This window comes from Fibrisoma limi BUZ 3 (genome assembly GCF_000296815.2).
Lineage (GTDB): Bacteria > Bacteroidota > Bacteroidia > Cytophagales > Spirosomataceae > Fibrisoma > Fibrisoma limi.
This window is the reverse complement of the sequence record NZ_CAIT01000004.1, coordinates 807563-823558: the sequence shown is the minus strand read 5'-3', so window position 1 is coordinate 823558 and position 15996 is coordinate 807563. Positions and strand designations below refer to the sequence as shown.

The window sequence follows — 15996 nt, the reverse complement described above, 5'->3', positions numbered from 1 at the left end:
ACCTTTAACCCTATGAGAAAACTAGCGATTACAACGTTTCTGGCACTTACCACGGCCGTCCTGTATGCCCAGAGTAGCCCAACCGACGACGTAGCGGGCGTCAAACAGGCCTGCTATGACTATATTGATACGTTCTACAAAGCCGATACGACGCTGGCGTACCAGAGCATCCATCCCAGTCTGCAAAAGCGCGGATTCTCCTACAGCGACAAAACCAGTGCGTATTCCAGGCAACTGGAAATGCCCTTTCCGGCCTTGATCCGGCTGGCCAGTACCTGGAACAAGGATGGGAAACGCGCCAATGCCAACTCCCCGAGAATTGTAGACGTATTCGAAATAGCCGACAAAACGGCTTCGGCTAAAGTGACGGCCGTCTGGGGTATTGACTATATCCACCTGATGAAGGATAACGGTCGCTGGATGATTGTCAACGTACTCTGGCAGTCTCCACCGAAGTCGTTGCAGGCCATGAAGTAGCAGGCTCATGTAGGTCTGACGGTACGTCTGACCGGAGTTAACCAAATCGAAATCGTGTTTAACAACACTGGACTAGCCGGTCAGACGTACCGTCAGACCTAAATCCTCAACCGAACTCCAAACCAACCATGCTCCGGAACTACGTTAAAATCGCGCTCCGAAATCTGTGGAAAAGCCGCGTCTACTCCGCTATCAACCTGGCAGGTCTGGCCGTTGCGATGGCGTTTTGCCTGCTGATTTACCTGTATGTCCGGCACGAGTACAGTTTTGACCGTTTCCATGCCAAAGCTGACCGAATCTACCGAATCGATTACATCGACAACGTTAATGCGTCGATGACCTGGTCGTCGGGGTTCCTCAGCTCACTTACCCCCAAAGACAACAAGCGGCTGGTGCGTTTGCCCTACCCCATTGCCCCAGCCATTAAGCAACAATTGCCAGACGTACAGAACGCCGTACGCTTCAATGAGGGCCAGGCACTCATGCGCGTTGGTGAGCAGATGGCCAGCGAGAAGCTATACTACGTCGATCAGACCTTTCTGGACATGTTCTCGTTCCCGCTCGTGTATGGCGACCGCCCAACAGCGCTCCGCGAGCCAAACGATGTAGTGCTGTCGAAGGAATTGGCAAGGAAATACTTTGGCAACAGCAACCCGGTCGGCAAAGCGATCAATCTGGACATTGAGGGTATGCAGCCGTTTACGGTGCGGGGCGTCATGGACGACATTCCTTCGAACTCCAGCCTGAAACCTGACATGCTGGTGCGCATAGAGCGCAATCCGGCGTATGAAGAATACGCCAACACGGTGGACAACTGCTTCTGCACGTCCACAATGATTGAGGTGAAAGCCGGCGTAGACCCGGTCGCTTTTAGCCGCAAGCTGAACGTCTTTGCCAACAACTACTTCAAAGGCATGATCAGCGATTGGAAGAAAAACAATCGGCTACCGAAGGACAAACCGGGTCTGGAGTTAAAAGCCAAAGCATTACCCGATCTGCATTTCGACAGCGCCGTTTACTTCCCCGAGGTCACCAATCCGCTGTACGCCTATATTTTGATGAGTATTGCCGCCCTGATGCTGTTTGTGGCCTGTGTCAATTACGTATCACTGACCCTGGCTAATGCGGCTACGCGCACGCAGGAAGTCGGCGTTCGGAAGGTGGTTGGTGCCGGTAAAAGCCAGGTCTGGTTTCAGTTGTGGATTGAAACGCAGCTATTGACGCTCGGGGCGTTTGTTCTGGCCTACGTACTTACGGCCGCCTTTCTGCCCACCTTCAATCAGTACACCGGCCGTGAACTCCTGCTTGATTGGTCTGACCGATGGGTTGTCGGCGGCAGTACCGTATTGGTTCTCGTCATTGGTTTGCTGGCAGGCGGCTATCCGGCGCTGGTCCTTTCGGGCTATCAACCCATTCGCTTGCTAAGGGGGCACCAGACGTATCGGGTAAACCCTGTTCTGTCGCGGGCACTGGTGGTCGTGCAATACGGCATTTGCCTGTTTCTGATGACCGCGGCCCTGGTGATGAATCGGCAGATGCGATTCATTGCGCAGAAAGATCTGGGCTTTGACAAGGAACACGTACTGGTTGTCAACAACTACGACCAGAACCCCGACAAAGTGAAATTAGTACGAGAACGACTGGTTGACCTTAAGCGCACCAATCCGGATCTGGTAGCCGTGAGCGGTACGTCCAGTTCACTGGGTCGGGGCACAAATATGTATTTCTACAAAATCAACGACGAGGACACCTGGGTATATTCGTACGGTGTGGATTACGATTACCTGCCTTTGCTCAACCTCAGGCTGACTCAAGGGCGCAATTTCTCCCCCAGGTTCCCCAGCGACACCGCCAGTAAGGAACAAGCGGTTATCATCAATGAGGCCCTGGCCCGACGTCTGGGCAAGGATTTCGCCCTCAACCAGCCCTTAAAACCACTTGGTAACCAGCGGGTCATTGGCGTTGTGAAAGACTATCACTTCTCAACGCTGGAGTCGAAGATTGAGCCAATGATGTTACGCGTCGACCCGAAAAGTGCGGGGCAATTCCTGCTCAAACTCCGCGCGGGAGCCTCGCCCGAAACCATTGCCCGTATCGGCAGCGATTGGAAACAGCTATCAGATGGTCAGCCGTTTAACTACACCTTTCTAGATCAGGATATTGCCAAACAGTACGAATCCTACAGCCGCTGGATGAATATTATGGCGTCGGCTACGTTGTTTGCCATTCTGGTAGCCTGTCTGGGACTATTTGGGTTGTCGGGGCTCAATGCCGCAAACCGAACCAAAGAAATCGGCATTCGCAAAGTACTGGGCGCTACGGTGTCGCAACTGTTCCTGCTGCTTAACCGTGAAACGTTCCGGCTGGCGTTGCTGGCTTTTGCGCTGGGCGTACCGGCCGCCTGGTGGCTGATGTCGAAATGGCTGCAGGACTTTGCCTACAAAGTCGACATTGGCTGGGATGTATTTGCCTTAGCCGGAGCAATGGGTCTGCTAACGGCGGTATTGGCGGTTAGCTTCCATACGGTGAAAGCAGCTCTGATGAATCCGGTGAAGAGTTTACGTAATGAATAGTGCTGGGTTTGGGGTAGTTGTCCCCAAGCCCTTATCCCCTTAAAAACCATGCTAACCAACTATCTTAAAACCACCTGGCGCACGCTGCTCCGCAACCGGAGTTACGCGCTGATCAACCTGACCGGCCTGACGCTGGGTCTCGGTGTAGCCATTGTGCTGTTCTGGATTGTGCGGTTTGAGTATAGCTTCGACCGCTACCACCAAAACGCCGACCGCCTGTATCGGCTCATTGGTAAGGATAAGTACGGCGAAAAGGGGTCGCACGTACCGCAGGGCGTTATTAAAACCCTGAATGAACAGGTAGCCGGCGTTGAGCGGGCCGTGAACACCTACGCAATCGAATCGGACGGGGTTAAGGTCGGCCAAACGGTTTTCAACGTGAAGCACATCTATTTTGCGCCCCCGGCCTTTCTGGAGATGATCGACGTCGATTGGCTCAGCGGATCGCCCCAGCAATCGCTCAGTCAACCGTATCAGGTAGTGCTCGACGAACCGACCGCCCGGCGTTTCTTCAAAAACGGGGATGCGCTGGGAAAAACGCTTCGCATTCGGGACAGCGTCACCCTGATCGTATCGGGCATTATCCGGCAGGTGCCGGCCAACACCGAGTTTCAGTTTCAGGTGCTGGCGTCGCGAGAGACGCTGAAGCGAATTATGCCGCAGTACACCAACGAAACCTACTGGAGCGGGGGCGACTCCATGCACCACGGCTACGTGCTGCTGAAACCCAATACGGCTCCGTCGGCGATTGAAGCAACCGTGGGTAAACTGGCCGCCCAGCATAGGTCCGAAAGCCATTACACGAATTTTGACCTGCTGCCGCTGGTCGACGTACACCGCGACACACAGAGTGATGCCGATCCGTATAACTACGTCATTCCGCAGTGGATGCTGTACACCCTGGCCAGCATCGGCTTGTTCTTGATCGTCATTGCCTGCATTAATTTCGTAAACCTGGCCACGGTGCAGGCCGTACGGCGCAGCCGCGAAATCGCCGTACGGAAAGTGCTTGGGAGCAGCCGCACTCAATTGATTGCGCAGTTCTTTGGTGAGACGGCTTTTCTGGTTTTAGTGTCCATCAGTTTAGGCGGATTGTTAGCCATGCAGTTGCTTCCCTACGCCAACCGCCTGCTGACGACACAGGTGTCGCAATCAACTGTCTGGGACCAGAATACGGTGTCTTTTCTGGTGCTGCTGGGCAGCATCGTAACCCTGCTGGCGGGTAGCTATCCGGCCCTGGTGTTGTCAGGGTTTCAGCCGGTGCGGGTGCTGCGAAGCCGGTTAAGTACCCCGGATCGCGGCCGGATTTCACTACGTCAGACGCTGGTCGTTACGCAGTTTGTTATTGCTCAGGTGCTAGTTATCTGCACCCTGATCGGAACCAAACAAATTCGGTATTTCTACCAGACTGATCTGGGATTCAATAAAGAAGCTGTCGTAACCGTCCGGATGCCCGACCGTGGCAATCCTGTTCTGCGCGAACGGTTGCGTCAACAGTTGAGGCAGCATCCGGAAATCAAAGACGTTGCCTTTGCCTTAACCACACCGTCCAGCAACAACAACTGGTGGTGGGGTACGGTACGCCACCCGAACCTGCCCAACGGCGAATACGAGTTCCGGACCCAATACGTCGACACGAATTACTTCCAGTTTTTCAGGATACCCCTAGTGGCCGGACGGTCCTGGACCCGCGCCGATACGAACACCGTTGCGATTATCAATGAAAAAGCGGCCCGTGAGCTGGGATTTCAAACACCGGAAAAAGCAATCGGCGAACGTATCAATCTGTACCACGACAAACCCTTCACGATCATGGGCGTCGTGAAAGATTACCATTCGCAGAGCCTGAAGTCGGGTATTGTGCCGCACGTGTTTCTCTATGCCGACTGGAATTTTCAGGAAGCCAGTATCCGCATTGATCCAAAGCAGAAAACGGCCGCCCTGGCGCACATCGGCCAGCATTGGAAAGCCCTGTTTCCGAACCATTACTACGATCCGGCATTCCTGGACGATACCCTCCGAACGTTTTACGAAGACGAACGCAAGCTGACCAACTTTCTGTCACTACTCGCCATTGTCGGCATCTTCATTGGCTGCCTGGGTTTGTTCGGTCTGGTATCGTTCGTAGTCACGCAGCGAACTAAGGAGATTGGCGTGCGGAAAGTGCTGGGCGCTACGGTCGTCAGTATTGTAACACTGTTATCAACGGACTTTCTCCGGCTCATCCTCATTGCCTTCATGATTGCGGCTCCCATTGGCTATTACGCCATGAGCCAGTTTCTGGAAGAATACACGTACAAGATTGATATAGAATGGCCCGTATTTGCCCTGGCGGGGTTTCTGGCGACGGCCGTAGGGCTGGCGACCGTCGGCCTGCAAAGTGTAAAGGCCGCATTGATGAATCCGGTGAAGAGCTTGCGAACGGAGTGAAAGCAAGTAAGGCATCTCCCTCTTCTCATTATACGCTATATCCCCGCAACTGAGGATCCAACTATCCTTTGCCCTTTCATTAAGCTTGCGAAACTTTACGAAGGCCTTATTTTTACGTACTGTTAGCTTTAAAACTATTCTTAATCTTTACTTATCAACATGAAAAACTTATTACGAGTCTGTATGGTTATTGCCTTTTCGCTCTGTTTTTCGGAGGTTATGGCGCAGCCGATCGACGTAAGCGGTATTGTGACGGCCGAAGGAGACAACGCTCCGCTGCCGGGCGTAAACGTATCAGTAAAAGGCACGTCTACAGGTACGCAAACCAACGCGAGTGGTCAGTACCGGCTGCGGGTTAACTCGACCGATGCCATACTGGTCTTCAGCTACATCGGCTTTCAAACTCAGGAGATTACCGTCGGGAACCGGACCAGCATCAACCTTGTGCTGAAGCAGGACAATCAGCAACTCAACGAAGTGGTAGTTACGGCCCTGGGTATCAGCCGCCAGAAAAAAGATCTGGGCTACGCTACACAAAGCGTCGATGCAGCCGAAATCAGTCAAAATCGGCAGACAAACGTCGTTAGTGCGCTCCAGGGAAAAGTTGCCGGCGTGACCATCACCAACACGGGTGGCGCACCGGGGCAAGGTGCCCGTATCCTCATTCGGGGCATCAACTCGCTCGATGCCAGCCGCGATAATCAGCCATTGTTTGTAGTCGACGGGATTTTGTTAGACAATACTACGTCGACTTTTGGCTCAGGTGCTGAACTGCGGGGCGCTACCAACCGGGCGGCCGACATTAACCCGGACGATATTGAAACGATCAATATTCTGAAAGGCGGGGCGGCTACGGCGCTTTACGGTCTGCGGGGAGCGAACGGGGTGGTGGTGATCACCACCAAATCAGGGAAAGCCGGTGCGTTCCGGGCGAATCTTAACAGCACGTTCGGCATCGAGAACGTTAACAAATACCCGGAAGTACAGGATCAATATACGATTGGCTACGCGGGTGTATATAACCCACAAGACTTCTTTCCTTCCTGGGGGCCAACCGTGGCAGAAGCCATCCGGATTGACCCGACGCACCCGCAGCAGTTGTACAATCACTTCCGGGACGCCTATCAGACGGGGAAACAATACCAGAACAACCTGTCGTTTACCGGTGGCACAGACAAGATAACGTTTCTGTCGTCCATCGGCCACCTGCGCCATGAAGGGGTAATTCCATTTACGAACTTCAATAAACTGTCGGTCCGACTGAATACAAACGTCAAACTGAGCGAAAAATTCGGGGTCAACACCTCGCTGAACTACATCAACTCGGGTGGCGACCGCTACAACGCCGACCGGTTCAACGAGAGCCTGAGCTACTGGTCACCACGTTACGACGTCCGGGATTACATCAAGCCCGACGGCACGCAGAATACCTACGGCAATGGTAATCCGATCTACGGCGCTTACACCAACAAACTCCGCGACAACGTAAACCGGCTCGTAGGTGGTCTGAACTTCCTTTACAATCCGTTTAAGTGGCTTTCGCTGAACTACCGGGTCGGTCTGGATACGTATTCGGAAGGTCGTCTTCGTACCGCGCCGGGGCCAACTGGCCTGGCGGGTGAGCGGGTCTTTGAAGACAATGGTCTGGGCTTTGTATATCAATACAATACAAATTTTCGGGCCATTACGTCGACGTTCACGGCCAGCGCCAGTACTAAACTGGGCCAGTATTTCAACACCACCTTTCGTCTGGGTCACGACCTGTACGACCGCCGGATCCGGAGCTTCGGTGCGGAAGGTAATGAGCTGACCGTGTATGATTATTTCGACCTGCGCAACGCCAAGACGGTCCGGACGGTTCAGAACGACGAGGACTATCGCCTGATGGGTGTCTTCGGCGAACTGACCCTGGATTACCGCGATTACCTGTTTCTGACCCTGACCGGCCGGAATGACATCACCTCGTCGCTCCTGGCCCCCAACAATTCGTTCTTCTACCCATCAGCCAGCCTTTCTTACCTTTTCTCGCAGCAGTTCAAAATGCCTGAATTTATCAGTCTGGGTAAGCTGCGGGCATCATACGCGCAGATCGGAAAGGACGCAGCCCCCTACTCGACCGTTACGGGGTATGCAGCTTACACCGCACTGCCTTCCGGGCTGACCGGTTTCACGCGGGGTTCGCTGCTGGGCGATCCTAATCTGCGCCCTGAGTTCACGGATACGTTCGAAGCCGGGCTGGAAATGGGCTTTTTCAACAACCGGTTTGGGCTGGATCTGACCTATTACAACTCCCTCAGCCGGGACCAGATCATCCGGGTGGATGTATCGTCGGGGACGGGCTACGTGCAGGCCGCGATCAACTCCGGCTCCATGCGAAACCGGGGTATTGAACTGATTCTGCGGGCAACACCGGTTCAGACGGGTAAGTTGAGCTGGGACGTTAACCTGAATTTTTCGGCCAACCGGAACAAAATCCTGAGCCTGCGCGAAGGACTGACCGAGATCAACTACGCCAATCAGTTCGGCTATCTGAGTTCAAGCGTCACCATGCGGCTCGTACCGGGCTATCCATACGGCAACCTGTATGGTCGCAGCTACCAGCGCTACTACCCCAACGCAGCCGAAGCCAATGCCTCACCCGAACTGGATCGCAGCCGCCCGATCGTGATTGGCGCGAATGGTTTTCCGGTGATCAATACGACCCAAAAGATTCTGGGCAACTCGCAGCCCGACTGGATCGGTGGGTTGAACAACACCCTGCGATACGGCAATTTCACGCTGACAGCCCTCTTCGACGCCCGCGTGGGTCAGGATCGGTACAATCAGCTGGGCAACTTTTTCTCGGCTTTCGGCATCGCCAAATACACCGAAGACCGCAACACGACCAAGGTGTTTGAGGGCGTTCTGGCCGACGGAACACCAAACACAAAGGCCGTCTGGCTCGGTCAGGGTAAAGGCCCGGACGGCGTCGATTATACGAACGGTTTCTACCGGAACATACACCGGGGGGTATCCGAAAACTTCATTGAAGACGCTTCGTGGGTACGGCTGCGCTCGGCGGGAATTACGTATGCGCTCCCCAAGTCCCTATTCCAAAACTCGTTCGTCAAAAACGTAACGCTGAGCGTAACAGGCAACAATCTCGCCTTGTGGACAAAATACAGCGGCTACGACCCGGAAACCAGCTCGTTCAACAGCGGCAGCAACGTCGACGGCTTCACCGGTTTCACCTACCCGGCCGTCCGGAGCGTCCTGTTCACCCTGAATGCTGGTTTTTAATCACTTCTTTCACAACGCAACTCATGAAATTTCATACTCGATATACAACGTTCGCGCTGGCGGTCCTGCTGCTTGGCGGAACAAGCGGCTGTCAGGATTATTTTAAACTGGACACCAACCCAAGTCTGATTTCCAACCCACCCCTGAGCGCGTTGCTGTCGACCACAACGCAGAAAACGGCGTTCAGCTCGCAGCGGGTGGCAAACTTCACGTCTTATTTTGTCCAGTATCTGGCGAATCCGACCGCCGGCGGGTCAACCGATACGTACCAGGTTACGGATTACACCGCCACCTGGGATTACGTTTATTTTGCCCTGGCCGATCTGCGCGACATGAAGTTACAGGCCCAGGAACAGGGCGCTTCGGAATACGTGGGTGTAGCGGATGTCATGCTGGCGTATCACCTTAACCTGATCGCTGATACGTTCGGGGCCGCCCCTTTTTCGAATGCTTTCGATGGCACAACACTCACACCGACGTACGATTCGGAAGAGACGCTGTACACAACCGCGCTGAGCCTTCTCAACGAGAGCCTTACTGAACTGGCGAAAACTGATTCGCGGATCAAGCTGGTGGCCGCTAATGATTTGATCCACAAAGGGAGCACGGCCGCCTGGATCAAAACGGCCCACGCACTCAGAGCCAGGATGCTGAATAAGATTTCAAAGAAGAGCAGCTACGATCCGGCGGCTGTTCTCGACGCGGTTTCCAAATCGTATTCGTCGAATGCGGACGACGCCCAGATGGCTTCTTTTCAACTGCGGAACCCGTGGGCGCAGGTAGCCCGCAACAACGCAAACCTGTTGCTGGATGGCTGGCTGTCGACGCAGTTGGTTAACCACCTGAACGGCACCACCTACAGCATTGTTGACCCCCGCATCGAGAAGATTACGGACAGAACGGTCAACAATACCTACGTCGGCACCCGAAACGGTCAGGGCAACGTGGGCGGCAACAACACCACCAAAGATGAAGTCTATATTTCACTGAATTCACCCCTGAGCGGTGATGCCTCCCCGCTGCTGATTGTCACTTACTCGGAGATGAAGTTTGTGGAGGCAGAAGCCGCTCTGCGGGCCGGTGACCGGGCGCGGGCCTATGCTGCTTATCTGGCGGGCATTCGGGCCAATATGGATAAACTTGGCGTAGCGGCAGCCGCCCGTGATGCGTACCTATCCAATCCGGCGGTTGGGGTTGGCGCCAATGGGCTCACACTCGAATTGATTTTCAAGGAGAAATACGTCACCACGTACCTGAATCCAGAAGCGTGGAATGACGCCCGCCGGTACGATTACCGCTATAAAGGATTTACGCTGCCCCTCAACGCAGCCCTGCCTACGTTCATTCGTCGGGTGGCCTATCCAAACGGCGAAACGTCGAAAAACGGCGTAAACGTCCCAGACGATGTCCCACTGTCGACGCCCCTCTGGTGGGATAAACCGTAGGCAAGCCTGCTCAGATAGAGTATACCCTATGAAGCTGTCCGCAACTGAACGTATATGGCGTCCGGTTGCGGACAGTCTTTATTGGGCCCAATAGATATTCGGTTGGTTTTTAGCTATTTATCTAATATGGTATGTGATTTGAGCGACAAGATTATCCGCTCAGCCATCTTCCAGATACCCCATGCTCCAGAACTACCTCAAAATCGCCCTTCGGAACCTGTGGAAACACAAGCTGTTTTCGTTTATCAACGTCTTCGGGCTGGCGTCGGGCCTGACGGTGTGTCTGCTGGCCATTGCGCACATCAAAGGCACGTTTGACTACGATAATTTTCATCCGAACCGCGACCGGACGTACCGCATCATCACGGATGTAATCGGGAAAGATAACGACCTGGCCTCCTTTGCGACCTCGCCCATGCCCCTGGGCGCTCTGCTGAAGCAGCAATACGGCTTCATTGAGGAAGCCGCCCGGGCCGTCAAGGAGTATGGGGAGTTTACGGGCAATCATAAACGACTTACCATGATGTCGTTTGCGGTTGACCCGGCTTTCTTCCGGATTTTCAATTTCAAACTAGCCAAAGGCCGTCCGGCTACCGAACCCAATACGGTCGTCCTGACGCAGGAAACGGCCGAGAGGTTTTTTGGCACGGCAAATCCGGTTGGGCAGACGCTTCAGAACAGCGATCTGGGTACGTTCACCGTCACGGGGGTGCTGGCCGAACCACCGGCCAAATCGCATCTACGCTTTGACATGCTCTATTCGCTTCAGACACTGCACAAACCCGAGCATCGTGCCGCCTTCGAGCAGTGGAATCAGTTCGAAACGGGGCATACGTACGTACTGGTCAAACCGGATACGCCCGACGATGCGCTCGATAAAATTCTGCCATCGGTCGTTAGCCGGGTTACGCGTGGCTTGTCATTCAAAACCGCAAAAAGCTACAGCTTTCGGACCCAGCGCCTGGATCGGCTTTCGCCAGCCCGCGAAGAGTTGATGTGGGGAACGTACGAGCCTCAAATTACGGGTCTGCTCGCTGAGTTTGGCGTCGGCCTGGTAACCCTGTTGCTGGCGGCTTTTAACTACATCAACCTGACCCTGGCCCGGTCCCTCAGCCGCGCCCGCGAAGTAGGTATCCGGAAAGTAGCCGGTGCCTTACGTCGGCAGGTGATGGGGCAGTTTATGGCCGAATCAATCGTGTTGTCGCTGCTGGCGCTGGGACTGGCCTTTGTGATGCTGGAAGCCGTTAAACCGATGGCCTTTGTCCAGCAATGGCTCATCGGCGGGGTTCACTGGGACTGGACCCTCTGGAGCACGTTTATTGGATTCAGCATCATTGCGGGTCTGCTGGCCGGTATCGTTCCGGCCCGGGTGCTATCCGGTTTTGAACCGGCGCAGGTGTTACGCAGCCAGACCGGTCTGAAAATAGCACGAGGCTTCTCTTTACGAAAAACACTGATTGTCATTCAGTTCGCTATCTCGCTGGTGGCCATGATCGCCCTACGGACCATGATCCGCCAGATGGATTACATGGCTACGGGCGACTACGGTTTTCGGCAGGAGCGCCTGCTGACCCTGCCAATCAACGACGTACCCGTCCAGCGTTTTACCAATGAACTAAACCGACTCTCGGGCGTGGAAGGCGTATCGCCCATCTCCGTCATGCTGGCCGACCACGGGGGCGAGGAGATTGCGATGGTTCGGCGGCAGCGGTCCGCTTTGGATTCCGCCATGGCGTTTGTCATGTCGGTCGACGCGGAGTTCCTTCCAACCATGCAGTTGTCTCTGCTGGCGGGCCGTAACCTGTCGCGGTCCGTAGCTGATTCGTCGGGGCATTTTGTTCTGGTCAACGAAGAAGCACTCCGTACATTTGGGCTGAACGACAGTCGGGCAGCCATCGGTCAGACGATATGGCTCCGTGATAAGGAAGTACAGATTGCGGGCGTTGTCAGGGACTTCCGGTATACTACATTCAACTGGGATATTAAACCCCTGATCCTTCGGTACGAGCCCGCCAATTTCCGGTATATCAACGTAGCGGTTGCGCAGGGAGCCGAAGAAGCCGTCCTGGCCGATGTCAGGCGGATCTGGAAGCAATTCCTGCCGTACGAACCCTTTGCGGGGCAGTGGTACACCGACTATCTGCGTCAACGGCATTCGCACACCGAGGATACCGATTTCATGGGTCTGCTGCTCGCTCTGGCCTTTTCCATTGCCTGTCTGGGTCTGTTAGGTATGGTCACCTACAACACCCAGACGCGGGTGAAAGAGGTGGGCGTACGGAAAGTACTGGGCGCTGAAGTCCGCCAGATCGTCTGGCTGCTATCCCGCGATTTTGTACGGCTCCTGCTGCTGGCGGCCGCCATTGCTATGCCGCTGGGTTACCTGGCCGGCTATGCGTTTCTGACCTCGTTTGCTTACCACGTATCGATTGGACTCGAAACATTTGGTCTGTGCGTAGGGGTGTTGCTGGTGTTGGGTGTCTTAACGATAGGAATCCGGACGTACCGGGCTGCGCTGGCGAATCCAGCCGACAGCCTGCGGACGGAGTAACAAATCACACAAACACACTAAACACGGAGTAACCATGAAACGTCTACTGATTTTTACGTTTATTTTCTGTCTGGTAAGCTTCTGGACCAAGGCCCAAACGTCCACCAAAACGCTGCCGTCGTTCGATAAAGTTATCGTCAGTCCGCTGATTCGTCTGGTTCTGGTAGCTGGTGAACAGGAAAACGCCCGGCTGGAGTACGAAAACGTATCGCCCGATAAGGTCAATTGTTACGTTGAGGGCCACACCCTGCGCATCTTTCTTGATGATGCCAAGATTACCGTAAAGCAGCGAACGTATGAAAACGGCTACCGGACGCGCAAAGAACCTATTTACGATAAGAGTGTGAAGGTGACCGCCTACGTAACGTACCGCCAACTGAGCGAACTGGAAATCCGTGGCGAAGAAGAAGCCACCTGCCAGAGCGACATCACCAGCGATGTATTCAAACTGCGGGTGTATGGCCAGGCCAACGTTACGCTATCGTCGCTGAAAACCGGCCGACTGGTGGCATCGATCTACGGCGAAAACCGGATTACTATCCAGTCAGGGCAGGCTACCGAACAGAAATACCGCGTTTATGGCGAAAGCGAGATCAACGCTGAGAACCTGATCGGCGAAGACGTTTCGACCAGTCTGTATGGCGACAGCAAATTGCGATTGTACGCATCTAATCGCATCGGCGTCACGGCTTTCGGCGAATCAGACGTGAAATACGCAGGTGGCGGTCACCTTGACAAGGGCCTGGTCATCGGCGACGTAACGATTCGGAAGACGAAGCCGGAGTAATCCCTGCTCCCCTGGTTGCCCCCGTTCAACCTAAACCCACTACCCCATGCTACGGTCCTATCTCATTGTTGCTCTACGCAACCTGTGGAAACACAAGCTGTTTTCAGCCATCAATGTGTTCGGCTTAGCATCGGGGCTGGTGGTGTGTTTTCTGGCTATTGCGCACATCAAGGGTGTCTTCGACTACGATAATTTTCACCCAAACCGCGACCGCACGTACCGCATCATCACCGACGTAACCAGCCGAACCACCGGTAAAGCCGTTTATGCGACCTCACCGTTGTCGCTGGCTTCGACCCTGAAGCGCGATTACGGCTTCATTGAAGAGGCTGTCCGCATCATGGAACTCCCGGAAGAGATGACCGGTAATGACAAACGGCTCAACGTTGAAACCGTTGCGGTTGACCCCGGCTTTTTCAGGGTCTTCAACTTTCCGCTGGAAAAAGGCCGCCCTGCCACCGAACCCCGTACGGTTGTGGTTACCCACAAAACAGCCGTGCGCTTCTTCGGCTCGCCGGACGTTGTTGGCAAAACACTCAATCACGCTACGCTTGGTCCATTAACAATCACGGGTGTCTTGGGCGATTTGCCGTTGAACACCCATTTCAAGTTTGATGCACTCACTTCTCTAACGATTTATCAGAATCCTGATCAACAGGACCCGGTCTGGGGCTGGCAACAGTACGATAATGGCTATACGTACGTCTTGCTGAAACCTTCGGCTACGGTTTTTAACCTAGAAAAGGTGTTGCCTTCCGTCGTGAAGCGGGTACATCAAGAGCTACGTTCACCGAGCCAAAACAGCTATAGCTTACGGGCACAGCCGCTTACCCAAATTTCTCCTTCCCGTGAGCGGCTGCGGCAATCGATGATGAATGAATGCACCTACGACGATTTAGCGGGTGAGTTCTGCATAGGTTTGATTACGTTGCTTCTGGCCGGTTTTAATTACGTTAACTTAACCCTGGCCCGGTCCATTAGCCGGGCCCGTGAAGTCGGTGTCCGCAAGGTAGTTGGTGCCTTACGGTGGCAGGTCATGGGCCAGTTCATGGCCGAATCAGTCGTGTTGGCGCTGCTGGCGCTGGGATTAGCGTATGGACTGGCAGAAGTTATCCGAATCATGCCTATTCCGCAATACCAGTTTATGATTAAGCTAAAGTGGGACGTTCCTCTCTGGCTGATCCTGATTGGCTTTACATTGATAACCGGTTTACTGGCGGGCTTAGCTCCGGCGCGGATACTGTCGGGATTTGAGCCTGCCCAGGTGTTCAGGAGTTACACCGGCCTGCGCGTTATCCGGGGACTGTCGTTTCGCAAAACACTGATTGTTGCTCAATTCACTATCTCACTGGTCGCCATGATCGTGTTGGTGAGTATAGTCCGACAGTTCCACTACTTCTCAACGGCCGACTATGGCTTTCGGCGCGAACGACTCTTAACCATTCGCATCAGCGACCAGCCAGCACAGCGGATGATCAACGAGTTGAAACAGCTTGCGGGTATAGAGCACGTAACGGCCACATCGAACCTGTTGAGCGAGTTAGACGACTCACAGTATGTACGTCGTGAACGTAACGGGCGTGATTCCGCAAAAGCCGCGTTGGTCTCCATTGATTCCAATTTTCTTCAAACCATGGGCCTGACGCTCCTGGCAGGTCGGAATCTACCTACCAACAATGGAGCGGCATCGCGCGGACAGAAGTCTCGTTTTGCCCTAATTAACGAAGAAGCCGTCCGGACGTTTCAATTGGGCAATCCACTCGAAGCCGTCGGCCGTTCGTTGTGGGTAAATGACAGCACTGAGGTGCAGGTCGCGGGTGTGCTGAAAAGTTTTCGATTTGGCTGGCTAACTCAACCAATCAAGCCTTTACTATTGATACATCAACCTCAGCAGTTTCGCTACGTCAGCGTTGCCGCGGCACAAGGAGCCGAACTGACCATACAGACCGAAACAAAGCGCATCTGGAAAGGTCTGCTGCCTTACGAACCATTCACGGGCGAGTGGTATGATGACAATCTGTCCCGAAAATACGATAACAGTGAAACAATTAACTTACTATCACTCCTCATCGGCATGGCGCTGTCCATTGCCTGCCTGGGTTTATTAGGCATGGTAACGTATAACACCCAGATGCGGATCAAGGAAGTGGGGATTCGGAAGGTGATGGGGGCTACGGTTGCGCAGATTGTCACGTTGCTTTCGTGGAGCTTTGTGAAATTGCTGCTCATTGCCGGACTGATTGCCTACCCGCTGGGTTATCTGGCGGGCACGGCCCTGCTGTCCAATTTTGCGTACCGCGTTTCCATCGGCTTCGAAACGTTGGGGTTTTGTCTGGGGCTGTTGCTGTTCGTGGGCGGCCTGACAATTGGGCTGCGAACGTACCGGGCCGCGCAGGCCAATCCGACGGACAGCTTGCGGACGGAGTGATCAAGCGAAGACAGATAATGGACCCT

Annotated in this window: 8 protein-coding genes; all 8 read left to right on the top strand. The window is 54.2% G+C overall.

Going from position 1 to position 15996, the window contains the following annotated elements; translation table 11 throughout:
• The first annotated feature begins 12 nt into the window (after window positions 1-12).
• Window positions 13-477, top strand: coding sequence for a nuclear transport factor 2 family protein (locus BN8_RS03890; protein WP_051040992.1), 465 nt, complete (start codon window positions 13-15; stop codon window positions 475-477).
• Window positions 478-605: 128 nt separating this feature from the next.
• Window positions 606-3050 carry an ABC transporter permease gene (locus tag BN8_RS03885; protein ID WP_009280491.1) on the top strand — a complete coding sequence of 815 codons (2445 nt, stop codon included), beginning with the start codon at window positions 606-608 and terminating at the stop codon, window positions 3048-3050.
• Between the two features lie 48 nt (window positions 3051-3098).
• On the top strand, window positions 3099-5480 hold the full coding sequence (locus tag BN8_RS03880; RefSeq protein ID WP_009280490.1) for an ABC transporter permease: 2382 nt from the start codon (window positions 3099-3101) through the stop codon (window positions 5478-5480).
• 159 nt (window positions 5481-5639) lie between these two features.
• The gene (locus BN8_RS03875; RefSeq protein ID WP_009280489.1) at window positions 5640-8759 is read left to right on the top strand and encodes a SusC/RagA family TonB-linked outer membrane protein; all 3120 of its coding nucleotides are present in this window, start codon (window positions 5640-5642) and stop codon (window positions 8757-8759) included.
• Between the two features lie 23 nt (window positions 8760-8782).
• On the top strand, window positions 8783-10204 hold the full coding sequence (locus BN8_RS03870; protein WP_009280488.1) for a SusD/RagB family nutrient-binding outer membrane lipoprotein: 1422 nt from the start codon (window positions 8783-8785) through the stop codon (window positions 10202-10204).
• 181 nt (window positions 10205-10385) lie between these two features.
• Window positions 10386-12755, top strand: a complete 2370-nt coding sequence (locus BN8_RS03865; protein ID WP_009280487.1) for an ABC transporter permease — start codon at window positions 10386-10388, stop codon at window positions 12753-12755.
• 34 nt (window positions 12756-12789) lie between these two features.
• Window positions 12790-13542, top strand: a complete 753-nt coding sequence (locus BN8_RS03860) for a head GIN domain-containing protein (protein ID WP_009280486.1) — start codon at window positions 12790-12792, stop codon at window positions 13540-13542.
• A gap of 46 nt (window positions 13543-13588) precedes the next feature.
• Window positions 13589-15970: an ABC transporter permease gene (locus BN8_RS03855; RefSeq protein WP_009280485.1), complete on the top strand. Its 2382-nt coding sequence runs from the start codon at window positions 13589-13591 to the stop codon at window positions 15968-15970.
• The last annotated feature ends 26 nt before the right edge of the window (window positions 15971-15996 follow it).